19 protein-coding genes and 4 pseudogenes are annotated in these 20,024 nt (G+C 60.4%); 9 read left to right on the top strand and 14 right to left on the bottom strand.

Features of this window, described 5'->3' with window-relative positions; translation table 11 throughout:
- Positions 1–248: 248 nt before the first annotated feature.
- Complete coding sequence (locus tag K3F49_RS25730; RefSeq protein ID WP_234683721.1) at positions 249–2,471, bottom strand: ATP-binding protein; 2,223 nt, start codon at positions 2,469–2,471, stop codon at positions 249–251.
- Positions 2,472–3,321: 850 nt separating this feature from the next.
- The gene (locus K3F49_RS25735; RefSeq protein ID WP_234683722.1) at positions 3,322–4,437 is read right to left on the bottom strand and encodes a glycosyltransferase family 4 protein; all 1,116 of its coding nucleotides are present in this window, start codon (positions 4,435–4,437) and stop codon (positions 3,322–3,324) included.
- Between the two features lie 602 nt (positions 4,438–5,039).
- On the opposite strand from K3F49_RS25735, the pseudogene K3F49_RS25740 reads away from it, so the two are divergent.
- The 3 genes and pseudogenes from K3F49_RS25740 (at position 5,040) to K3F49_RS25750 (ending at position 6,341) form a co-directional block, all read left to right on the top strand.
- Positions 5,040–5,493 (top strand): annotated as a pseudogene (locus tag K3F49_RS25740) (Hsp20 family protein).
- An 80-nt stretch (positions 5,494–5,573) separates the two neighbouring features.
- Positions 5,574–6,071 (top strand): Hsp20/alpha crystallin family protein, encoded by a 498-nt coding sequence (locus tag K3F49_RS25745; protein WP_234683723.1) that lies wholly within the window; start codon positions 5,574–5,576, stop codon positions 6,069–6,071.
- A gap of 75 nt (positions 6,072–6,146) precedes the next feature.
- Positions 6,147–6,341: a hypothetical protein gene (locus tag K3F49_RS25750; RefSeq protein WP_234683724.1), complete on the top strand. Its 195-nt coding sequence runs from the start codon at positions 6,147–6,149 to the stop codon at positions 6,339–6,341.
- A gap of 37 nt (positions 6,342–6,378) precedes the next feature.
- Here the strand turns inward: K3F49_RS25750 and K3F49_RS25755 are convergent, their stop codons facing one another.
- On the bottom strand, positions 6,379–6,705 hold the full coding sequence (locus tag K3F49_RS25755; protein ID WP_234683725.1) for a response regulator: 327 nt from the start codon (positions 6,703–6,705) through the stop codon (positions 6,379–6,381).
- Positions 6,706–6,805: 100 nt separating this feature from the next.
- A complete protein-coding gene (locus K3F49_RS25760; RefSeq protein ID WP_234683801.1) occupies positions 6,806–6,979 on the bottom strand; it encodes a hypothetical protein in 174 nt (57 codons plus the stop codon).
- 280 nt (positions 6,980–7,259) lie between these two features.
- On the opposite strand from K3F49_RS25760, the pseudogene greA reads away from it, so the two are divergent.
- Positions 7,260–7,738 (top strand): annotated as a pseudogene (greA, locus tag K3F49_RS25765) (transcription elongation factor GreA).
- Positions 7,739–7,838: 100 nt separating this feature from the next.
- Here the strand turns inward: greA and K3F49_RS25770 are convergent.
- From K3F49_RS25770 to groES, 7 genes and pseudogenes are all read right to left on the bottom strand, one after another.
- Positions 7,839–8,942 (bottom strand): trypsin-like peptidase domain-containing protein, encoded by a 1,104-nt coding sequence (locus K3F49_RS25770; protein ID WP_234683726.1) that lies wholly within the window; start codon positions 8,940–8,942, stop codon positions 7,839–7,841.
- A gap of 1 nt (position 8,943) precedes the next feature.
- Positions 8,944–9,069 carry a hypothetical protein gene (locus K3F49_RS39250; protein ID WP_276575422.1) on the bottom strand — a complete coding sequence of 42 codons (126 nt, stop codon included), beginning with the start codon at positions 9,067–9,069 and terminating at the stop codon, positions 8,944–8,946.
- Positions 9,069–9,401 carry a hypothetical protein gene (locus K3F49_RS25775; RefSeq protein ID WP_234683727.1) on the bottom strand — a complete coding sequence of 111 codons (333 nt, stop codon included), beginning with the start codon at positions 9,399–9,401 and terminating at the stop codon, positions 9,069–9,071. The genes K3F49_RS39250 and K3F49_RS25775 overlap by 1 nt, the downstream gene beginning before the upstream one ends.
- Before the next feature lie 115 nt (positions 9,402–9,516).
- Entirely contained in the window at positions 9,517–9,975 is a 459-nt protein-coding gene (locus K3F49_RS25780; RefSeq protein WP_234683728.1) for an Hsp20 family protein, read from the bottom strand.
- Positions 9,976–10,508: 533 nt separating this feature from the next.
- The gene (locus tag K3F49_RS25785) at positions 10,509–10,841 is read right to left on the bottom strand and encodes a hypothetical protein (protein WP_234683729.1); all 333 of its coding nucleotides are present in this window, start codon (positions 10,839–10,841) and stop codon (positions 10,509–10,511) included.
- A gap of 195 nt (positions 10,842–11,036) precedes the next feature.
- Entirely contained in the window at positions 11,037–12,662 is a 1,626-nt protein-coding gene (gene groL / locus K3F49_RS25790; RefSeq protein ID WP_234683730.1) for a chaperonin GroEL, read from the bottom strand.
- A gap of 49 nt (positions 12,663–12,711) precedes the next feature.
- Positions 12,712–13,008: pseudogene (gene groES, locus K3F49_RS25795) on the bottom strand (co-chaperone GroES); the annotation flags it as partial.
- Positions 13,009–13,312: 304 nt separating this feature from the next.
- Between groES and K3F49_RS25800 the strand changes: the two are divergent.
- Positions 13,313–13,543, top strand: a complete 231-nt coding sequence (locus K3F49_RS25800) for a hypothetical protein (RefSeq protein WP_234683731.1) — start codon at positions 13,313–13,315, stop codon at positions 13,541–13,543.
- A gap of 41 nt (positions 13,544–13,584) precedes the next feature.
- Here K3F49_RS25800 and rpoH read toward each other — a convergent pair whose 3' ends face one another.
- Together rpoH and K3F49_RS25810 are read right to left on the bottom strand one after the other, a co-directional pair.
- Positions 13,585–14,478 (bottom strand): RNA polymerase sigma factor RpoH, encoded by an 894-nt coding sequence (rpoH, locus tag K3F49_RS25805; RefSeq protein ID WP_234683732.1) that lies wholly within the window; start codon positions 14,476–14,478, stop codon positions 13,585–13,587.
- Between the two features lie 293 nt (positions 14,479–14,771).
- Positions 14,772–15,650 carry an NAD(P)H-dependent oxidoreductase gene (locus K3F49_RS25810; protein ID WP_234683733.1) on the bottom strand — a complete coding sequence of 293 codons (879 nt, stop codon included), beginning with the start codon at positions 15,648–15,650 and terminating at the stop codon, positions 14,772–14,774.
- 92 nt (positions 15,651–15,742) lie between these two features.
- Here K3F49_RS25810 and K3F49_RS25815 point away from each other — a divergent pair.
- The 4 genes and pseudogenes from K3F49_RS25815 to K3F49_RS25830 all read left to right on the top strand — a co-directional run bounded on the left by K3F49_RS25815 (position 15,743) and on the right by K3F49_RS25830 (position 18,133).
- A pseudogene (locus tag K3F49_RS25815) lies at positions 15,743–16,629 on the top strand (LysR family transcriptional regulator).
- Between the two features lie 240 nt (positions 16,630–16,869).
- Positions 16,870–17,325: an Hsp20 family protein gene (locus K3F49_RS25820; protein ID WP_234683734.1), complete on the top strand. Its 456-nt coding sequence runs from the start codon at positions 16,870–16,872 to the stop codon at positions 17,323–17,325.
- A 114-nt stretch (positions 17,326–17,439) separates the two neighbouring features.
- The gene (locus tag K3F49_RS25825) at positions 17,440–17,820 is read left to right on the top strand and encodes a hypothetical protein (protein WP_234683735.1); all 381 of its coding nucleotides are present in this window, start codon (positions 17,440–17,442) and stop codon (positions 17,818–17,820) included.
- An 85-nt stretch (positions 17,821–17,905) separates the two neighbouring features.
- Complete coding sequence (locus tag K3F49_RS25830; RefSeq protein WP_234683736.1) at positions 17,906–18,133, top strand: hypothetical protein; 228 nt, start codon at positions 17,906–17,908, stop codon at positions 18,131–18,133.
- Positions 18,134–18,159: 26 nt separating this feature from the next.
- Here K3F49_RS25830 and ftsH read toward each other — a convergent pair whose 3' ends face one another.
- On the bottom strand, positions 18,160–19,998 hold the full coding sequence (gene ftsH / locus K3F49_RS25835) for an ATP-dependent zinc metalloprotease FtsH (RefSeq protein ID WP_234683794.1): 1,839 nt from the start codon (positions 19,996–19,998) through the stop codon (positions 18,160–18,162).
- Positions 19,999–20,024 lie beyond the last annotated feature (26 nt).

Below are 20,024 nucleotides of genomic sequence, written 5' to 3' on the forward strand. Positions count from 1 at the left end.
CTCAAGCGGCCGCAGGCCGACCGGCCGGTGGCAGGCCAGGCTGCGCTCCCACGAGCCGGCGGCACGATGTTCTTCGCGAAAGTTCCCGACGACATTTATCAAGGTGCCATCCTTCCGCTTGCGCGCGAAGGCTGCTCCGCAGAATCCAGGGCGGCCTAGGCGGACATTCCTTCAATCAGCGCCGATCGATCACCGCTTCAGCCGTGCAAAGGAGCCCGCATGGTCCGCGACCGCCGAGCGCGCAGGAATCAGCCGTCGGCCGGCTTCTCGGGCAGGTCGAGCACGTCGCGGATCTTCGCGGCCAAGTCGTTGAAACTGAAGGGCTTGACGATCAGCTGCACGCCCTTATCGAGGCGACCATTATGAATGATCGCATTGCGGGCGTAGCCCGTCGTGAACAGCACTTTCAGCGACGGACGCAACGCTTTGGCTTGGGAGGCAATCTGCGCGCCCGTCAAGCCTCCCGGTAGCACAACATCCGTGAACAGGAGGTCCACTCGCGGCTGTCGGTCAAGAATGCGCAGAGCCGCCGGCCCATCGTCAGCCTCCAGCACGCGATAGCCGAGTTCGCGCAAGCTGTCGACGGAATACGCTCTCACGTCATCGTCGTCTTCGACAACCAGAATTATTTCTCCCTGCGCGGCTTCGGGGTTGAGCGGTTCGTCGGAAGCTGCGTTGTCCGCCGCATCGCCGGCCAAGCGCGGGAGGTACAGCTTGACGGTCGTGCCCTCGCCCGGCTCCGAATAGATTTTGATATGGCCGCCGGATTGCTTGACGAACCCATAGACCTGGCTGAGCCCGAGACCCGTACCCTTGCCGACCGGCTTGGTGGTGAAGAACGGCTCGAAGGCCTGAGCGATCGTCGCGGCGTCCATACCGACGCCGGTGTCGGTGACCGAGATCACTACATATTGGCCAGCCACGACTTCCGTGTGAGCGGCAACATAGGCTTCGTCGATGTGTGCGTTGCCTGTTTCCAGCGTCAGGCGCCCCCCTTTAGGCATCGCGTCGCGCGCATTGACGGCGAGGTTGAGGATAGCCGCCTCGAGCTCGCCGGGATCTGCCTCCACACGCCACAATCCAGCCCCGAGCACCGTCTCGACCGAAATCATCTCGCCCAGCGTCCGGTGAACCATATCCGACATCCCGTTCACCAGCATGTTGACGTCGAGCGGCTTCGGGTCAAGCGGCTGCCGCCGTGAAAAGGCGAGCAGCCGCTGGGTCAAAGACGCCGCGCGTTGCGCGCCATTCATCGCATGTCGCATCGCACGCTGGAGGCGTGCCGAATCCGTCGGTAGGTTGCGTTGTAAGGTGTCGAGGTTACCGATAATCACCTGCAGGAGATTGTTGAAGTCGTGTGCGACGCCTCCGGTGAGCTGCCCCACCGCTTCCATTTTCTGTGACTGGCGCAGCGCTTCTTCGTTGCGCTTCAGTTGCTCGGTCCGTTCGGCCACCTGCCGCTCTAGGGTGGAATTCAATTCCCTCAGGGCCTGCTGCGCGCGCTCTCGCTGGGCGATCTCCCTCTGCGTCGCTTGGGAAAGACGAGTGTTGTCGATCGCGACGGCGGCTTCGGCCGCAAGTCCGGTAAGCCCACGCTCCGATCGCTCGTCGAAAACCCCCGGCCTGCCGTGCCCGAAGAACAGCCCGCCAATCACCTCTCCCGATCTCGATACCACCGGCACCGCGAGATAGCTACGTACCGGCAGATGGCCCTCCGGCATACCTTTGCGCGGCGAATTCTTCCCGTAGCGGGCGTCTTTCGTGATGTCGTCCGAGCGGATGATGCCTTCGCCGTTGAAGGTCGGAGCGAACACCTCGGTGTTGCGCGGCATCGGAAACTTGGAGAAGGCTTCCAGCGGCGCGCCTGACAGCGTATAGAGCATGTAGCTTTCGCCAGCGTCATTCGTCAGGTTATAGAAGAACGCGCCGAACTCGGCTCCGCTCAACTCGACGCCAGCATCCGTGACGATCTGAACAAGGCGCTGAACATCGGTCTCAGCGGCCAGTGCAGAGCCAGCACGATTGAGGATTTCGAGGGCGCGGCGCTCCTCGCGTAGGACCTCTTCCGTCTGCCGCTGCGCGGTGCGGTCCCGCAAAATCTTAACGAATCCGATGATCCTTCCGTTCTCGCGGATGGGACTCAATTCGCCGACGGCCCAGAAGCGACTGCCGTCCTTACGAAGGCGCCAGCCTTCTTCTCCACCGCCCTTCCCTTTGGCGGTCGCATCAGCGATCTCGCGCTGCAGTTGGGCTTGATTGTTCTCTTCGGTGAAGATGCGACCAAGGGACTTCCCTAGCATCTCCCGTTCATCCCAGCCGAGGATGCGGCTTGCGCCTGTATTCCAGCTCGTAACCAGGCCATGTTCGTCCGTGCTGATGATCGCCGTGTCGGTAGCGCCATTGACGATCTGCCGCCATTGGGGCGCACTGATTTCGAGCCGGCTGCGTTGATCTTCATCAATTTCGCTCATCGATAATCCTGACCCTGCGGAGCGCGCCGCTACGCGCTGGCGGCCGATCCTGGAGACACGACCGCTAGGACGTCGGATCATCGACGCGCAGAATCGATGTGCGAGACGGCCTCGGCGGCTGGCATGATTGACACTCGGGCAACGCTACAGCTTTACCGCGAGTTCCCGTTGCATGGCTGCTCCTCCGCGAAACAAAAATTCGAAAAAGCGGGGAACGGGCTACGTGTTGCGTCAACGGGCGGCGCCGACTCTCCCGAAAATATTTTCGCCTGTTGGGGGCTTTGCAGAGCGGCCAAGGCCGGGCCGACTCTATCCGGAGATCGCCTCGGCACGGTCTCGTCGTGCTGATCCTCGTCTAGGGGCGCGATATCGTAAGACTCACGTCGAGGCGCGAGACATGGAAGGAAACATCAGAGCCCGTTAGGGATGGGCCTTCTGATGATCGTGCAATAGCTTCGCTGGCGCCGGATGGGTGAACCTTCAGAGCCGATCGGGGGTCACATTGGGCGCTGAATAACAGCAGCGCGCTGAGCGCGGTATGCACTATCGCCGGATTGATGGACGAGGAAAACGTCAGCTCGCCGATCAAGTCGTGGATGGCGTCCGCCGAATGAGAACTTCATCGGCCCGATCGCAGGCGGTCGGGAACGGCACGGCCTTTTCCGCCTTGGCGCCTTCGTGGCGGCCCGAGGCAACCTGCGATAGGGTCGGACGCGCACTGAATATCTTGTTGCGGAATCTTTTTAACGCAAGTGGGTCTACTATGTCGCGCGCGCACTCGCATAGCTTCGGTAGCTTCCAACAAGCGCCCGGCAATATAGCCGCGCCAGATCTCCCCCATTTAGCATGCTCAATTAACTTCATTTGCGACTGCAGCTCCCGCATGGGAACGGCGGGCCGAATGCCCAGCCATACTCAACAGATGATGCTCGGATGCACGCATTCTAAGCATCTTCTGATAAAGCTTCACGTACTCTGCTGCCATGCGCGTTGCGGAGAAGCGGTCCTCGAAGCGGGCGCGAACGGCCTTTCGATCCAGCGAAAGCAAGTTCGGCACCGCTTGCACGGCTTCGTCTACGCTTTCAACGATGCGTCCGGTAATGCCGTCTTCAATGATCTCAGCGACCGATCCTCCGCGGAACGCCAAAACGGGTGTGCCGCATGCCATCGCCTCGATCATGACGAGACCAAATGGCTCCGGCCAATCAATTGGAAACAGCAGCGCTGCGGCGTTTCCTAGAAAGTTCGTCTTTTCGCTCTCGTTGATCTCGCCGATGAATTCGACCTCCGGTACGTCAAGCAGCGGCGCAATAGTGTCGCGAAAATAGGTCTCATCGGCATGGTCGACCTTCGCCGCGATCTTCAACGGAAGTCCTGCCGCTCGCGCAATTGCGACGGCGCGGTCAGGCCGCTTCTCCGGAGAAATTCGCCCAAGGAAGGCGAGATAGCCACCGCCCGGGTGATAGGTCGGCTTGTGCAGATCCAGCGGCAGCCCGTGATAGACAGTTGAGATGAAATTGGCTCGCGGCAGTGGCGCGCGCTGAGCATTGGAGATCGACACCAAGGGCATCTCAGGGAAATGGGCGTAGAACGGCAGGTGGTCAGGCAGGTCCTGCCGCCCGTGCAGGGTCGTTACTGTTCGTGCCGCCTGCGTCCGAAACAGCGGAAAGTGCAAGTAATCGACGTGGAAATGGAGGACGTCAAACTCCCCAGCGCGCTCCCGGACCTTGTCGAGGAGCACCATTTGGTGCGGGATGGAATTTTGAACATCCGGATCGAGCCGCAGGGCCCGCGGCGTGCACGGAACGAGTTCGGCTGAGGTGATGGAATCCCCGCTCGAAAACAGGGTGACCTTGTGACCCTGTCTGACCAACTCCTCCGTCAGGTAATGCACGACCCGCTCGGTACCGCCATAAAGCCGGGGTGGTACGCTCTCGAATAGCGGGGCAATCTGCGCGATCTTCATTCCGTTCTCCGTGCTTCCAATCGGTTCATGCTCAGTACAACTTCAGGTCTAGCCGGCCTTGCCACCACGGCTGCGCCGATACGCGGCGGCGCTGCGACCTCAGACGGAGCTAGCCGTTCCGGGAAGTCATCATGCACCGCCGCCGGGAAGCGGCTCTTGCGTTCGCGCTTGGCCTCGGCCCCTTGCGCTACCGGCGAACCAAGCCGGCCTGGAGAGCCGATGCTGACACCGAGCGCGGCGAAGCACGGCGGATCACTCGCAGGAAATGATTCCAGAAGCGCCGTCTCGACCACGTCGTTTTGGACTGCTGGTGCCATCGTCACTCGCGTTGGGTAAGTACGCTTGGAGGGCCCGGCCGAGGCGCAGGACGGCAGGAACTCCTTCCAATCGTCTCAGCCGGACCCGCCAAAAACATTGGTGCGGCACGGGTGTTTTCGCAAGGGACTGCTGGGGACTTGAAACGATCGAGGCTGCTTCTAATTTGATGGGTGACCGGCGAGTAATCGCACGGCATACCGGGCGCCTTCCGCAGGGCCCGGTCAGCGGGCGCCCGGCAGGTGCCCAGGCGCTCCTATCCATGTTGCTCAAAGGAGGATATGGCTATGACCACGCTTGATCTTGCTCCCCTGTGGCGATCGACAGTTGGGTTCGATCGGTTGTTCGACTTTCTCGAGGACTCCGGCCGATGGACCGGCGGGGACAACTACCCCCCCCTACGACATCCAACGCGTCGGCGAGGACCACTACCAAATCTCGCTGGCTCTTGCGGGCTTCACGCCTGAGGAAGTTTCCATTACGGCCGAGCAGAACACCATGACCATTGAGGGTCGAAAGGCCGATAAGGGCAGCCATCAATATCTCTATCAAGGCATCTCTTCGCGCCCATTCCGGCGGATCTTCAATCTGGCCGAATACGTGGAAGTGAAGGGCGCCTCGTTCGAGAACGGCATGCTCAAGATCGATCTGGCACGGGAGATTCCCGAGGCGATGAAGCCGCGCCAGATTGCGATCAGCAAGGGCGATCACCAGCAAGTCGAGAACAAGCAAGCCGCCTAACACCGCCTGCGCCGCAGTTGAATTGCGCGGCGTATCCACGCCGCCTCGCGAACCTTTGGAACAAAGAAAGGAGAAACCCTATGGCTATCACCGATCTGATCCCTTGGGGCCGCGGTCGTGATCTGACCACCCGTCGCTCCGAAAACTACAATCCGGTTCTAACCCTGCATCGGGAGATGAACCGGCTATTCGATGATGTCTTCCGGGGCTTCGATGTGGCCCCGTCTGGCGGCAGCTTTTTCGAGCAGTCGATGAATTGGCCGAGCATTGAGGTCAATGAGAGTGACAAGGACGTGAAGGTCACGGCGGAGTTGCCGGGCCTCGACGAGAAAGACGTCCAGGTCGAACTTGCCAATGGCGTTCTCTCGATCAAGGGAGAAAAGAAAACCGAGACGGAAGACAAGGATCGCAAGTTCAGTGAGCGCTACTATGGCAGGTTCGAACGGCGCATCCCGATCGACGACGTGGACCAGGACAAGATCTCTGCTGCGTTCAAGAACGGCGTGCTGACGGTCACCATGCCAAAGCTGCCGCAAGCGGAATCCAAGGTGAAGCGTATTGCGATCAACTTGAAATGACGCAAATCGGCGGGAGCGGTTTTCGCTCCCGTCCTGCTTCTAGTAAAGCAAACCGTCTCGGGGATGTGCCCAAACATGGACACAAAGCGGAAATCCAGTTTCGCAGGCGCCGCTGAAGTCGTTGCGCATGCGGAGATCGCGGCTCAACACATTAAGGAACTGAAAGTCGCCTGTGCGAACGGAGATAAGGCGGCGGCCCGTCGATCGCTGCGCCAGGCAATCAGCGAACTCGAGCTGGCTCGCGCTATGGTGCGGACCGGTCTCGATTGAGTCCGACGGATTCCGTTTCCGTTCGCGTGCGACCGGCTCAAGCAGAATGTTGGCTGGCTCTCGTGCGTAGCATCGCCTTGAGCTTGGCCGAGAGCTCTCGAGAGGAAAACGGTTTGCTGAGGAGCATGCTGCCGTTGATACGCTTGCCAGTCTCTTCGTTGAGATCCGGACGGCCGCTGCAGTACACGATGGGCAAGCCGCGTTGCTGGCGTTGAAGTTCAAGTCCAACGTCCAGTCCAGAGACGCCGGGTATCGCGAGATCGATGATCGCCAAATCGATGGCTTGATCGGAAAGTGTTGCCAGCGCCGCATCCAGATTGTCAGCTGCGATCGCTTGGTATTTGTCGTGATTTCGCGAAGACAAGACCCCGCGTCATGACGTTGATGCCAGTTGCCGGGATGGTCCGCCGGTGCGTCGAGGCGGAGAATGTCCGGGTCGTGATGCTCGACAGCCTGAGCGGTTATCAGAACGCCATGCCCGCCGAGCAGTTGCTGCCTTTGTTTTCACCCGTAGCACCGACCGAGCCACACGGCCCGGCAAAAGCATCTTCCTCTAGGCGGCTGATGAGGTGCTGTTTTCGCGTCAGGAGGATTGCCACGCTCGTCATCGGAGGCGTGAGTTCTGGATACTGGTACATTGGTCGGCCCCCCTATCTTCATTGTCGCGATGCAACGAAGCCGACGCTCCGAGGCGCTCGACCGAGCGTGCCGGAGTCCCTTCTGGATGCCCGCAAAACTCACGAACGGAACGTCAGTTCCTTTGTTCATTGGCTATCACTATGGGTACGGGCGCTCCTTGGAACAGGCGACGGTCAGCATAGTTGCCAGCCCAATAACAACGAGGTACGTGGGCCGGCAGACGACGGCGCGGCCCGCCTTCAGCTCTCGGCAGTGCTCTTAGAAGTCGGTAGCGAATCGGTGCCAAACCTCCCGATGACTGCGGCCGGTCATGCCGCTCTTAATGACGAACTAGCCGACCGCGTTAGAATCAAGCGCCGCATCTTGCCGAGCGCATTCAGCAAGCGATTGCCGACGAACCCAACCTCGTTGAGAATTCGGAATATCAGACTGCGCTAACCGACCAAGCCCTCAACGAGGCTCGCATAGCCGAGTTAGAAACCAAGCTTGCACGTGCAGAAATTATCGATGTGTCCAAACTGTCCGGCGAAACCATCAAGTTCGGCGCGACGGTCACGCTGACGGACCAGGATACGGGCGAGGAGCGAATTTGCCAAATCGTCGGCGAGCCGGAAGCCAACCTGGCCAGAGGCGAGATCTCAGTCAGCTCACCGATCGCACGGGCGTTGATAGGCAGGTCCAAAGGCTCAGTCGTAGCCGTCGAGACCCCAGGCGGCGACAAGAGTTACAAGGTTGAGCAAGTTAGATGGCTGCCCTAGAAGCAGAAGGGCTGGCCTTTAGCCAACGGCCCGCCAGAGCATTGCTCACCTTTGGATTTGGCTGCGTCAGACCGGCCACATTGTCTTGAACCCGCTCGCATTAGCGCAACAGGCGAGTGGGTGTGCTGCTTGCCTGGACGGGCGGAGCGACTTTGACGACTGCGGAACTGGTGTGATCGCCCCGTACGATGGTAAGCCTCACATCCTGACCGACACGTGCAAGGCCGATCTTGTTACGAAGTTGCGAGGCGGTGCGGATCGGACGGTCGTCTGCCATGATCACGATATCGTCTTTCTGCAAGCCGGCTTTTTCAGCCGGAGACTCCGGCGCGACCTCCGCAATCACTGCCCATTCGTTGCGGCCTGGCTTTGTCGACGGTTGGAGGTCCCGCAGTGACACGCCTATTCGGCCGCGCTCGACGCGTCCCTTATCTACAATCTGCTCCATAACCAGCCGCGCCATATTCGCCGGAATTGCAAAGCCGATACCGACATTACCTCCACCCGGCGAAATGATCGCGGAGTTGATGCCGACCAACTCGCCGCGGAGATTCACCAATGCGCCGCCGGAATTTCCTGGGTTGATCGCTGCATCTGTCTGAATGAAGTCTTCGTAGCCTTCCTTGCTCAAGCCTGTGCGACCCAACGCACTGACCAGGCCGGACGTGACAGTCTGGCCGAGACCAAAGGGATTGCCGATCGCCAGCACGAAATCCCCGACCTCAAGCGCATCACTGTCGCCGAAAGGAAGCCCCTGAAGGCCGCCAGGATTCTGGATTTGCAGCACCGCAACGTCGGTGGGCGGGTCGCGTCCGATCACCTTCGCAGATAGCTGGCGGCCGTCCTTGGTCGTAATCTGAACGGCGGAGGCGCCTTCGACAACATGATTATTGGTCAGCACATAGCCGCGCTTGGCATCGACGATGACGCCCGAACCCGTCGAATTAACTTCTTTCTCGACCTGCTTGGGAATGTCGAAAAATTCACGAAAGAACGGATCGCGGTAAAGTGGATTGTCCTCACGAACGCGGCCGTGCACGGAAATATTGACAACGGCCGGCGTCACCTGTCGAACCACTGGCGCCAACGTTGGCACAGAACCGCCCGTCTTCAAATCCGGCGCTTGAGCTAATGCCGGATGAGACGCGGAGAGCACAACAAACAGAAGCCACGCCAATATTGTTATTGTTCGCCGTCCTAACATTTCAATCACCCTTGCGTGGATCGCCAGCCAGCGGCAGAATCGCTCGTTGCAATGCTGCTATCGGAATCGCCCAGAACGCCGCGGCATGGCCAATCAGCACGATGGCGATGACAGCTTCTGTGATCATCACAGCGACCCCCGCTGTGCGGCGGCCCAGGGCCGCCGCATCCGCATGGGAACGCCACCGCCACGGGGCGGATCATCATCGCCGTCTCCGTCAAGTTGACGCAACGCTGCCAGTATGTCGGCCAGCTTTGCAGCGTGGCCCGTTCCGGGGATCTCCCGCAGGCCGGGACAGGATTCCACGGCGTACATGTCCGACGCCCACGAGGACAGGATGATCCGCTTCTCAGGCGTTGAGAGCTCCTTGTCATCCAGGACTTCTGCCGGAGAAACGTAGTGAGCGGCGGGATGGAAGAATGGTTGCAGACCACCGCCAGCGATTTTTACGTTAGTCATGGCTCGCCTCCCTATTCACTCCTTTCCAAAGGGATGGTGCTCGAGATTTGGGTAGCGGCGTATTCGATGTCGCCACCCACTGTTGAAATGTCGCCGGTCCATGGATCGAGGCTACCTAAGCTGCCTTCTTCGGCTCAATTTGGGACGAAGCAGCCGTTCCACTTCCGATTTGGATCTTGCGCGGCTTCATCGCTTCCGGAATCTCCCGAACGAGATCAACGATCAAGAGACCATCCTGGAAGGATGCCTGCTTGACCTGAACGTAATCGGCAAGGTTGAAGACTCTCCGGAACGGGCGCGCCGGGATACCCTGGTAGAGATATTCGCGCGCAGCACCCTCGGACTTCTTGCCTTCGATCGTGAGTGCGTTTTGCTCGGCCGTGACGGAGATCTCGTTGACGCCGAAGCCCGCCACGGCCAGCGTGATTCGATAGTGATCCTCACCGGGACGTTCGATATTGTAGGGAGGATAGTTGTCCTCAGCCGGCTGGCGCGACATGCCGTCGACAAGGCCAGCCAGATGATCGAAGCCGACGCTGGTGCGCCACAATGGCGTAAAATCAAGTGTCCTCATAGCCAAGTCCTCCAAAGAGCAATATGGATACGAAGCAAGGCAGGATGGGAGTTTCGGTTATGGTCGAACACCCCAGTCCAGCGCCTCGTGCCGAGCCCGGCCTGGCGCTCGGCACACCGCTGTCGCGGTCGAGAAACGAACTAGAATTGACGTTCGAGAGTTCAAGAGGTCGAGATTTTTTTTCTGCACGAAGCTCGCTTGGTGGCGCGGTGACTACGCGACCAAGCGATCCGGAAAAGCGATCCGGCCTAGATCATCAATTACTCGCTGCTCTCGCTCGATCCGAGCTTTATAAAGCTGGCGCTCTTGCTCGCTCTTCGCAGTTGAGAGCAGGCGCTCGTAGTGACCGATCACTTTCTGGCTGCCCCGTATAAGAAAGTCGCGGACGACGGTTCCTTCTGCTGCCCTCAGGGCAGCGTCGGAGGTCCCGCGCGTGGAATGCCTCGCCGAACTCGCTCCGGTCATTGTTGTCGCTCGCTGTTGACGATCTTGCATAAGGTAGCGAGCGGCCTTCGCGGGCCGCTCACCGATGTTCAGCTTGTCGCCGCCAGTCCGACGGGACGGGTCGTCGGCTGCGGCCAGATGCCGGTCGGCGCGGAGGTCGGCGGCAGTAAGATGTCGATCTTCATCGTTGCCGCCGCAGGCTGCCACTTCAGCCAAGGCATCGTATCGAGATACGGGATTGGAGGGAGCGGCAACCCTGTGAAGGCACCCTGCGTCGGCTCAGCTCCGCGCGGGCTCTCCACGCCGTAGGCACCGAAGGCGGTCAGGGACATTGCGCTGCCCATTGCTAGAGCGAGCAAGCGTTGCCGCAAATTGCGGATGTTCTCCGTCCGGGCGGAGAACGTATGGTGATGGCTCGTCATCTATACTCCTCCAATTGTTCGAAAGCAGATCCAGGCGATGGTGACAAAACTCAGGGAGAACATGAACCAATGGATCGCGTCCTGCCTCATCCTGAGCCGACGACGATAAGACCTGTTCATGCGACACTCCGTGTTTGGAACCGGTATTCTCCTCTAATTGGTCGAGCCCGGCCGTGGTCGGCCGGGCTCTATTGTTCAGAAGTCCATGGCGGGAGCGGCTGCTGGAGCTGATTCGGCCTTCTTCGGCTTCTCGGCGACGAGTGCCTCGGTGGTAATCAGCAGCGAGGCGACCGACGCGGCATCCTGTAGCGCGGTGCGAACGACTTTGGCGGGATCGATCACGCCGGCTTTAACGAGATCCTCGTACTCGCCGGTCGCCGCGTTGAAGCCCCAGTTGTAGCTCTGGTGCTCAAGAAGCTTGCCAACCACCACTGAGCCGTCCTCACCGGCGTTCTGCACGATCTGCCGAGCCGGCATCTGGATGGCGCGGCGAACGATGTCGATGCCGGCCTTCTGGTCAGGGTTCGCGGTCTTGAGGCCGTCCAAAGACTTGAGGGCGCGCAGGAGGGCGACCCCGCCGCCGGGGAGAATGCCTTCCTCCACCGCCGCGCGAGTAGCGTGCATGGCGTCATCAACACGATCTTTGCGTTCCTTGACTTCGACTTCCGTCGCACCACCCACGCGGATCACCGCAACGCCGCCGGCAAGTTTCGCCAGGCGCTCCTGCAGCTTTTCGCGATCATAGTCGGAGGTCGTTTCCTCAATCTGGAGCCTGATTTGCTGAGCGCGCGCCTCGATGTCCTTCTTGGACCCTGCGCCGCCGACAATGGTGGTATTGTCCTTGTCGATGAACACCTTCTTGGCGTACCCGAGCATCTTCACCGTTACCTTTTCCAGCTTGATGCCGAGGTCCTCGCTGATGACATTGCCGCCGGTCAAGATCGCGATGTCCTCCAGCATGGCCTTGCGACGATCGCCGAAGCCCGGCGCCTTGACGGCCGCGACCTTCAGCCCGCCGCGCAGTCTGTTGACGACCAATGTCGCAAGTGCTTCGCCTTCGATGTCCTCGGCGATGATCAGGAGCGGCTTCCCGGACTGAACGACCTGCTCCAACAGCGGCAGCATGGTCTGCAAGCCGGACAGCTTCTTTTCGTGAATCAGAACGTAGGGATCTTCGAGCTCGACACGCATCTTCTCGGTGTTGGTGACGAAGTATGGCGAGATGTAGCCGCGGTCGAACTGCATACCCTCGACCACTTCGAGCTCGGTATGTAGGCTTTTGGCCTCCTCGACGGTGATCACGCCCTCATTACCGACCTTATTCATGGCATCGGCCAGGAAGCGCCCGATCTCGGCGTCGCCATTGGCGGAGATTGTGCCGACCTGGGCGATCTCGTCATTGGCGGTAATTTTCTTGGCGTGGGATTTCAGATCGTCGACGATGGCTTCGACAGCCAGGTCAATGCCACGCTTCAGGTCCATCGGGTTCATGCCGGCGGCGACGGACTTGCTGCCCTCCTTGAAGATGGCTTGAGCGAGCACGGTCGCCGTCGTGGTGCCATCGCCCGCAACATCACTGGTCTTCGATGCGACCTCGCGCACCATCTGCGCGCCCATGTTCTCGAACTTATCTTCCAGCTCGATCTCTTTGGCGACGGTCACGCCATCTTTGGTAATGCGTGGCGCGCCGAACGATTTCTCGATGACGACGTTGCGCCCCTTCGGACCGAGTGTGACCTTCACCGCGTTAGCCAGTGTGTCGAGGCCCCGCAGCATGCGCTCTCGGGCCTCGGTTGCGAACTTCACGTCCTTGGCAGCCATTTTTGTTTCTCCTTTCCTCTATGACTGTCAGCGCGCTACGCTGCCTTCTTGACGGTGCCTGCTCGATGACACCCAGAAGGTCGCTTTCCTTCATGATCAGGAATTCTTCGCCGTCGATCTTGACCTCTGTACCAGACCACTTCGCGAACAGGACACGGTCACCGGGCTTGACGTCGAGCTGAACGAGCTGGCCCTGTTCGTTGCGTGCGCCGGGCCCAGTGGCGACAATCTCGCCCTGCTGCGGCTTCTCCTTTGCGGTGTCTGGAATGATGATGCCGCCAGCGGTCTTCTCTTCGGCGTCTAGACGTCGCACGAGCACGCGATCGTGCAAGGGACGGAAATGCATGCACATCCTCCTTGGGTAGATTAGCGATGTCCAAAGTCCGGGTCCGTAGCGGCCCCCGGGCGAAAAAGCACCTAGGAGCGAGGGATCAACTTTCAAGAGGAAGCACGAAAATTTTCTCTCCCAAGCTCGCGCCAAGATAGAAAGCTTCGCTCGCGATCCGGCGCCCCGGCGAGTCTGCCCAAGCGTCCGCATTTGCTAACTGCACGCATGTTGAAAATTTAAGCAAGCACACCGAGATGTTTTCTCGGCTGCGGAGCGGCTCTACGCAGCAATTTGGAGCATCGTCGAAAGGAGGAGACTAAAGATGCGGACCTTAATGGTAGCTGCTGCTCTACTCGGCATGGTGGTTTCGCTGCAGGCCAAAGAAGTAGAATCATCGCGAGGGCTAACGAACTCGGACGCCGCCGTTAAGCAATTCGTCAGCAATCAAAGCGGCCAGCCGCGTGGCAAGCCCGCAAGAACGAAGTCCGATGGCCGCAAGGATGGTGATTTCTCAGCGGAAGCCATGGTACCGAATATCTGCACCGGCTGCTGATCCTCGATCAGCAGCCGGTCAGCGGCTTCTGTGTTCTGCTTCTAGTGTACGCTAACTGAGGCAGTCTCAAGGTCCGGCAGGCGAGCGCAGATCATCGACTTGATACGTTTCAAAGCACGCTGCTCGATCTGGCGAATTCGCTCGCGAGAGATCCCGAACGTGGCAGCAAGATCGTCCAGTGTTCTTTGCTCTTCTGCCATGTAACGCGCCTCAACGATCGTGCGTTCTCGTGGAGAAAGCGCGCTCAGGGCTTCCGAGAGTGCGGCCTTCTGCCGTTCACGGTCTCCGGCCTCGACGAGCAGGGTTTCAGGATCAGGGGATGAATCGGCGAGCCTGTCCTGCCACTGTTCGCCTTCTTCGTCACTGAGCTGCACATTCAGCGTCATGTCGCCGCGGATCCGCCCGTTCATCTCGACGACGTCGGTTTGCTTGACCTGAAGATGCTCAGAGATCTGCTTCACCTGCTCGGGGGAAAGCTCACCATCTTCCGGCGCACCGAGGCGTCTCTTCAACTTCCGAAGGTTGAAGAACAGCTTTTTTTGCGCCGCGGTCGTGCCGAGCTTCACCAGCGACCATGACCTCAGAACGAATTCCTGCACGGACGCCTTGATCCACCAAGCGGCGTAGGTCGCCAAGCGAAAGCCCTTCTCAGGGTCGAACCGCTTGACGGCCAACATCAGTCCGACATTGGCTTCCGAGATAAGGTCGGCGATCGGCAGACCGTAGCGCCGATACTTCAGCGCGATCTTGGCAGCCAGTCGTAGATGGCTCGTCACCAGACGGTAAGCAGCTTCGCGATCCCCAGAATCCCGAAGACGCCTTGCGTACATGACTTCTTCGGATGCCTCGAGCAATGGGAAGCTACGGATCTCTTGCAGATATCGGGACAACCCGGCTTCCGAATGGATGGCAGGGAGGGCTGACTTGATCGACATGACCTACCCTCCGTCAGAAGCCATTGCCGTTCTTGAGGCCTAATGAGCGGCCAGAGGGAAGAAGCAGCCGCGAGAGCCCACCGACGGGGCTCAGGCTGGCGGACAGCCAAACGCAGAGACAGGTGGTTTTCATATCCAAATCCTCCATTGAGCAAAATGGTACGAACCGCCGTATCGCCTGACCTAGGCGGGCCCCAAGGGCGCCCGACGGCACTCAGGCCGGCGGCGCAAAAAGAACCGCAAGCCCAATGGGTTGTTCCTCGTCCGCTTGGCAGATTCGGAAAAAATCTCGGTCAAGTGGCAAGATCGTCGACCGTCGAGCTGCCGCTATCCGCATGGCGAGGGAAGGAGCCCAACGGGCGTGGCTTACCACCCTGCCCGCTGTTACGGGCTCGATCGAGGTGAAGCGCGAATCCGCTTGTCCCCGGATTTTCCAGCCCGGCGCGGAGCTGCATGCTCGGGACCAGGTAGCCGCCCCCATTTTGTCGCCGATACGGAATGGGCGCGGTGGTCGCGAGCGTGCGCATCCGCTCACGCAATCCCTCGGCAATGGGCCCAAAGCCAGCATCGTCTAGTCGGTCCACGCGGTAGACCACGAACGGCGGAAGGACTTCATAGCCGGGATAGTAGAGAACGCCATGATTGATGGGGAAGAGCAGGTCGTCGATGGGTCCGTTAACGCCGCGAGCCGAGTAGTGCTCCTCCCAGCCGCCGGCGGTCACGACCAGCATGGCGCGCTTGCCCTTCAAGGTTCCGTCGCCATAGCGATCGCCCCACCGCTTGTCGCTGTGTTCGCCGACCCCATACGCGAAGCCGTAGGCGAAGACCCGATCGACCCAACCCTTGAGTATCGCCGGCATCGAGAACCACCACAGCGGAAATTGCAGGATGAGGACGTCGGCCCACAACAACTTCTCGATTTCGGCTTTCACGTCCGGCGTCAACGTGCCGGCCTCAAAAGCCTGCTTGGAGGCCGCGGCGGGCTGGAGCCGTTCACCGTCCGCCAGTGAGGGAAAGTCGGCGCGATCGACCTCTGATTTCCAGCCCTGGGCATAGAGATCCGACACCTGCACCTCGTGACCGAGCCGCTTGAGCTCTCTGACAGCGACGTCAAGAAGCGCGCCGTTTAGCGAGCGCGGCTCCGGATGGGCGAAAACGATCAAGACGTTCATGAGCAGCACCTCCTGATGTTGTGACATCGACCAGGTGGCGTGCGAAGCCAGGATTCAGTAGATATTGGCAATGGATATGATTATGCCGAGAAATGGATAAATCAGAAGTCACGCTCGAGCGCATGCGCAGCTTTGTCCGGGTCGCCGAGCGCGCCAACCTGTCCGCGGTGGCGCGCGAGCTCAACGTCGGCCAGTCGACGCGGTCGGGGTGCCGCTGCTCAGCAGGACCACGCGCCGGGTGACAATGACGGAAGAGGGCGCGCGCTACTATCGCCACTGCGTCCAGATTCTGCGCCAGGTTGATCTGGCGGGCGAGGAGGCGCGCAGTACACGCGGCGCGGCAGCGGGTACGGTGCGCATCTCCTGCACTGCGGCCTTCGGAGTGCTGCACGTTAGCCGTTTCCTGTTCGCCTTTCAGGACCGCTATCCAGACATCCTGGTTGATCTCAGCCTCACGGACGAGCGCATCGACCTCGTGCAAGAAGGAGTAGATATCGCCGTTCGGCTTGGACCGCTTGGTGATAGCTCGATGAAGCTGAAAGCGCTGGGCCAATCCCGGCGGGTGCTCGTTGCCGCACCTCAGTATCTCGCCGCGCGCGGCAAGCCCGCGCGCCCGCAAGACCTGGCAGGCCATGAGGGTGTCAGGATGTCCAACATCGCCGGCAGCGATCTGCTCGTACTCCAAGGGCGGCGCGGCGGCCAACACGTGGTGCCGTTCGGGGGGCGCTTGCGGGTCGATCATGGACTTGCCGCACGCGAGGCGCTGGCGGCCGGACGGGGGATCGCGCCTGCACATCTCTGGCTCGTGGAGGATCTTCTTGCCGCCAATAAGCTCGAAGTGGTGCTGCCCGACTTCTCGCCGTCTCCCGTTCCGGTCAACATGCTGATCGTCCCCGAGCGATCGGGCATCGCCCGAGTGCGCCTCCTGGTCGACTATCTCGCGGCGCAGATCGCGCAGGCGCCGGGTGTTGAAAGGTAGGGCTCAGCAGCAAGCTGTGAACACGCGTCAACCGCGGTCGAGCAAAAGCTGTATCTGCTTTTCATTGCCGAGTTCGGCTTGCGAGGTATGAGGCCTTGAAAATGGCCCTGCCCATTCTAATTCCAAGGCTGCAGCGCGCTGGATGCGCTGCTCCGGGTGCCTTCTCAGGACCCGGCTATCGGGCGCCGGACACGGTGTCCGGGCGCTCGTAACCATATTGCTCGAAAGGAGGATGTGGCTATGACCACTTTTGACTTCAGCCCACTCTGGCGATCGACCGTCGGTTTCGACCGCCTGTTCGATCTGCTCGAAGATTCAGCCCAATGGACGGGCGACAACTACCCGCCTTACAATATCGAGCGAAGCGACGAGGATCACTATCAAATCTCGCTCGCTCTAGCCGGCTTCTCGCCTGACGAGGTGACCGTCACAGCGGAGCAGAACGTGCTGACCATCGAGGGCCGTAAGGCCGACAAGGGCGCCCATCAATTCCTGTATCAGGGAATCTCGTCTCGCCCGTTCCGGCGACAGTTCAACCTGGCCGAATACGTGCAGGTTAAGGGCGCTTCCTTCATGGACGGCATGCTCACAATCGACCTCGTACGTGAGGTTCCCGAAGCCATGAAGCCGCGCCAGATTCCGATCCAGGCTGGCAACGACAACCAAAAGACGATCGAGCACAAGCAGACGGCCTGAGCCTTCCGGCCGCCGCTTTCCCCCGCGCCGCCCCTTGCGCGGGGGAAGAATATTGGCTGCTTCGGCCGGACGGCGATTGCTGTTGATCTCGGCGGGCATCGCAGGAAGAAAGCCATGGAACGCGGGACGTCAACGAACCTCCAGCAGATCGAGGGAAAGCTTCTTGCAGCTTTCGAACGTCATGCCGCGGATGGCCGAGCCATGACGATCGAGAGTCTGGCGGCCACCGCCGGCATCGCGGGGCGGCCGAAGGAGCTAGCACTCGCCTTGAAACACCTCATCGAGCGCGGGCTACTCAAACGCGCGGGCGAAGATCCAATCCCCGGCTCGGCAATTGCATTTCGCCTTATCAGGCCGGCGTTACCGGAACGGCTCGACAAGGCAGAGGATCAACCCGCGCCCAGTCGCACGCCTTCGAGTCCAGCGCAGACGATTTCTCCACGCGGCGTGGCAAAACCAGCGCCGCGATCCCGATCCAGCGTCCTGGCCGAATAAGTGACACAAGAGCACATGCCCGGCACGTTTGGACGGAGGCGTAAACGGCGATGTTCCCCTGCGGATCGATCTTGTGGTGAGAGGGATGGACGATTATCGGGATCTCGTAATTGTGAGCCTGACGCTCTTGTGTGCAGGCATCATGTTGGTGGCGGGGCAGCTCTACATCGAGCACCATCCAACACCAGCAAGCCGGTCGCTCGATCCGCCGCAACCGCCACAGGCGTCGCCGGCCCTGATTTCACACGCGCCGTCAGCAGATGAGAGCACGACTGAGACGCGCCGAGGTTTTGACAGTAACAGCGCTGGCTGAGCGCATTGCCAGCGCGGCCATCCCGCTCACACGGCCCGCAGCCCTTCTTTGGGCATCTCTCGGATAAGGGCATCGATCTCGTTCTGCTCCAGCGTCTCCTTTTCCAGGAGCTTCTTGGCCGCACGGTCGAGGATCGGACGACGTGTCGTCAGGATGCCCTTGGCCCGCTCCAGAACCCGGTCGACAATATCCTTGACCTCGCGGTCGACGCTTGCAGCCGTTTCATCTGCATAATCATGCTCGCGAACCGGGTAAGGCCGGTCCGCGCTCGCCAGGAAATTGCCAGGATCGCGCTCGTAGGCGACGCTGCCGAGCTTTTCCGACATGCCGTAGCGCGTCACCATGCTACGGGCGATGTCGGTCACACGGCGCAGATCGTCGGCCGCTCCGGTCGACAAATGATCGAAGACGATCAACTCCGCCGCTCGTCCGCCCAGCAGGACCGCCATTTTGTTCTCGAGCTCCTCCTTGGTCATCAGGAAGCGATCTTCAATGGGCCGTTGAATGGTGTATCCGAGCGCGCCGACGCCCCGGGGGATGATCGAGATTTTGTGCACCGGATCCACGCCGGGCAATGAGAGAGCGACCAGCGCGTGGCCCATCTCGTGATAGGCGACAATCTCCCGCTCCTTGGGATTGAGCAACCGGTTGCGCTTTTCCAAACCGGCGACCATGCGCTCTACGGCATTGTTGAAGTCGCTCATGCTGACCGCATCGCCTCCGCGTCGCGTGGCCAGGAGTGCCGCCTCGTTGACGAGGTTCGCGAGATCGGCGCCGGTGAAGCCCGGTGTCAATGCGGCGACGGCATCCGGAGCGACGTCGCTCGCGACCTGCACCTTCTTCATGTGAACTTTCAGGATCTCGATACGGCCTTTCTTATCCGGCCGATCGACCAGCACCTGGCGATCAAAGCGGCCGGCGCGGAGTAGGGCCGGATCGAGTATTTCTGGGCGATTTGTTGCAGCCAGGATCACCAGGCCCGAGCGGGAGTCGAAACCGTCAAGCTCGACCAGGAGTTGGTTCAGGGTCTGCTCCTTCTCGTCGTGTCCGCCGGCAAACGGGCCGACTCCGCGGGCTCGGCCTAGCGCGTCGAGCTCGTCGATGAAGATGATCGCAGGCGCCTTTTCGTGAGCCTGCTGGAATAGGTCCCGCACGCGGGCTGCGCCCACGCCGACAAACATTTCGACAAATTCGGATCCCGAGATCGAGAAGAAGGGCACCCGAGCTTCGCCGGCCACCGCCTTTGCCAGCAATGTCTTGCCCGTGCCGGGCGGACCGACCAGCAGCACCCCTTTCGGCATGCGGCCACCGAGGCGGCCGTAGTCGGTGGGATTTTTCAGGAAATCCACGACCTCGCGAAGCTCGTCCTTAGCTTCGTCGACGCCGGCGACGTCCGCAAAGGTGATGCCGGTGTTGGATTCGACGTAGACCTTGGCCTTGCTCTTGCCAATCTGCATCAGCCCGCCGCCAAGACCGCCCTGTGCGACGCGCTGGCCGATGTACCACCAGATACCAACGATCAGGAGCGTCGGCATGATCCATGAGAGCAGGTCACGAACGAACGTGCTCTCGATCTGTCCGGTGAATCGGACATGATATTTTTCAAGCTCCTGCGCGACGTCCTGGTCGACACGCGTCGTCACGAACTGCTTCTGTCCTCCGGGCAGCGGCTCCTTCAGGAGGCCCTGCACGGTGCGATCGGAAATGCCGACGCTGTCAACTTTCCCATCGCGGAGCAGTTGTTGGTACTCGCTGTAGGGGATCACGGCGATCCTGTTTGCCGTGGTGATAACGTATTGAATGAAGAACAACGCGCAGGCAGCGAAAACCGCATATGCGAGGTTGAACCGACTCTTTTGGGTCATGCACCAAACTCGAGTTGTGGCCGGAA

This window comes from Bradyrhizobium monzae (assembly GCF_021458635.1).
Classification (GTDB): domain Bacteria; phylum Pseudomonadota; class Alphaproteobacteria; order Rhizobiales; family Xanthobacteraceae; genus Bradyrhizobium.

Bases quoted from the DNA above. Each gene is read 5' to 3' on its own strand.
- K3F49_RS25825 (WP_234683735.1), top strand. From the start codon at position 17,440: ATGGAACGCGGGACGTCAACGAACCTCCAGCAGATCGAGGGAAAGCTT.
- K3F49_RS25800 (WP_234683731.1), top strand. From the start codon at position 13,313: ATGCGGACCTTAATGGTAGCTGCTGCTCTACTCGGCATGGTGGTTTCG.
- groL (WP_234683730.1), bottom strand. From the start codon at position 12,662: ATGGCTGCCAAGGACGTGAAGTTCGCAACCGAGGCCCGAGAGCGCATG.
- K3F49_RS39250 (WP_276575422.1), bottom strand. From the start codon at position 9,069: ATGATCACAGAAGCTGTCATCGCCATCGTGCTGATTGGCCATGCCGCG.
- K3F49_RS25760 (WP_234683801.1), bottom strand. From the start codon at position 6,979: ATGTACCAGTATCCAGAACTCACGCCTCCGATGACGAGCGTGGCAATC.
- ftsH (WP_234683794.1), bottom strand. From the start codon at position 19,998: ATGACCCAAAAGAGTCGGTTCAACCTCGCATATGCGGTTTTCGCTGCC.
- K3F49_RS25780 (WP_234683728.1), bottom strand. From the start codon at position 9,975: ATGAGGACACTTGATTTTACGCCATTGTGGCGCACCAGCGTCGGCTTC.
- K3F49_RS25820 (WP_234683734.1), top strand. From the start codon at position 16,870: ATGACCACTTTTGACTTCAGCCCACTCTGGCGATCGACCGTCGGTTTC.
- K3F49_RS25775 (WP_234683727.1), bottom strand. From the start codon at position 9,401: ATGACTAACGTAAAAATCGCTGGCGGTGGTCTGCAACCATTCTTCCAT.
- K3F49_RS25770 (WP_234683726.1), bottom strand. From the start codon at position 8,942: ATGTTAGGACGGCGAACAATAACAATATTGGCGTGGCTTCTGTTTGTT.
- K3F49_RS25730 (WP_234683721.1), bottom strand. From the start codon at position 2,471: ATGAGCGAAATTGATGAAGATCAACGCAGCCGGCTCGAAATCAGTGCG.
- K3F49_RS25830 (WP_234683736.1), top strand. From the start codon at position 17,906: ATGGACGATTATCGGGATCTCGTAATTGTGAGCCTGACGCTCTTGTGT.
- K3F49_RS25810 (WP_234683733.1), bottom strand. From the start codon at position 15,650: ATGAACGTCTTGATCGTTTTCGCCCATCCGGAGCCGCGCTCGCTAAAC.
- K3F49_RS25735 (WP_234683722.1), bottom strand. From the start codon at position 4,437: ATGAAGATCGCGCAGATTGCCCCGCTATTCGAGAGCGTACCACCCCGG.
- K3F49_RS25785 (WP_234683729.1), bottom strand. From the start codon at position 10,841: ATGACGAGCCATCACCATACGTTCTCCGCCCGGACGGAGAACATCCGC.
- rpoH (WP_234683732.1), bottom strand. From the start codon at position 14,478: ATGTCGATCAAGTCAGCCCTCCCTGCCATCCATTCGGAAGCCGGGTTG.
- K3F49_RS25750 (WP_234683724.1), top strand. From the start codon at position 6,147: ATGGACACAAAGCGGAAATCCAGTTTCGCAGGCGCCGCTGAAGTCGTT.
- K3F49_RS25745 (WP_234683723.1), top strand. From the start codon at position 5,574: ATGGCTATCACCGATCTGATCCCTTGGGGCCGCGGTCGTGATCTGACC.